Source organism: Sphingomonas sp. Ant H11 (assembly GCF_000797515.1).
Taxonomy (GTDB): domain Bacteria; phylum Pseudomonadota; class Alphaproteobacteria; order Sphingomonadales; family Sphingomonadaceae; genus Sphingomonas.
Window position 1 is genome coordinate 1 of sequence record NZ_JSBN01000175.1, and the last position, 1,254, is coordinate 1,254.

Genomic DNA, 1,254 nt, shown 5'->3' on the forward strand with positions numbered 1-1,254 from the left:
AGGGAGGGACTTTCCTCCCCCCAGACATCAACCCCTTGCGGATGGCCCTCCCTCGGCCCCTCCCGCAAGCGGGAGGGGAGAGTGGAATGTTCAAGAAAATCCTGGTCGCCAATCGTGGTGAAATCGCCTGCCGGGTGATGCGCACCGCCAAGAAGATGGGGATCGCGACGGTCGCGGTCTATTCGGATGCCGATGCGCGCAGCCCGCATGTGCTGATGGCGGATGAGAGCGTGCGGCTCGGGCCGCCGGCGGCGGGGGAGAGCTATTTGCTCGCCGACCTGATCCTGCTCGCGGCCAAGGAGACCGGCGCCGATTGCATCCACCCCGGCTATGGCTTCCTCTCCGAGCGCGAGAGTTTCGCAAAGGCCTGCGCCGAGGCGGGGATCGCCTTTGTCGGGCCCCCGCCCGCCGCGATCGCCGCGATGGGCGACAAGATCGAATCGAAGAAGCTCGCCAAGCAGGCCGGGGTCAATGTCGTCCCCGGTTTCCTGGGCGAGATTGCCGATACCGAGGAAGCGGTGCGGATCGCGAGCGACATCGGCTATCCGGTGATGATGAAGGCGAGCGCGGGCGGCGGCGGCAAGGGGATGCGGCTGGCCTATAGCGAACAGGACGTGCGCGAAGGTTTCGAGGCGACCAAGCGCGAGGGGCTGGCGTCGTTCGGCGACGACCGCGTGTTCATCGAGAAATTCATCGAAAGCCCGCGCCACATCGAAATCCAGGTGATGGGCGACCAGCACGGCAACATCGTCTATCTCGGCGAGCGCGAATGCTCGATCCAGCGGCGGCACCAGAAAGTGGTCGAGGAAGCGCCGTCGCCCTTCGTGACGCCGAAAATGCGCAAGGCGATGGGCGAGCAAGCGGTCGCGCTGGCGCGCGCGGTTGGCTATTATTCGGCAGGCACGGTCGAACTGATCGTGTCGGGTGCGGATACGACCGGCGAGGGCTTCTACTTCCTCGAAATGAACACGCGGCTGCAAGTCGAGCATCCCGTGACCGAGGCGGTGACCGGGCTCGATCTGGTCGAACTGATGATCCGCGTCGCGGCCGGCGAGCCGCTGGGGTTCAGCCAGAACGATGTGCAGTTGAACGGCTGGGCGGTGGAAAATCGCGTCTATGCCGAGGACCCGTATCGCGGGTTCCTGCCGAGCATCGGGCGGCTGGTGCGGTATAATCCGCCTGAGAGCAAGAGCACGCCGTACACATCCCCATCCCTTCAGGGGAGGGGCTAGGGGAGGGGCTGGTCCGCAGGGG

Annotated in this window: 1 pseudogene; it reads left to right on the forward strand. The window is 65.6% G+C overall.

Annotated features, from left to right (window positions below):
• Positions 1–86 precede the first annotated feature (86 nt).
• Positions 87–1,193, forward strand: a pseudogene (locus tag NW75_RS20940) (acetyl-CoA carboxylase biotin carboxylase subunit); the annotation flags it as partial.
• Positions 1,194–1,254 lie beyond the last annotated feature (61 nt).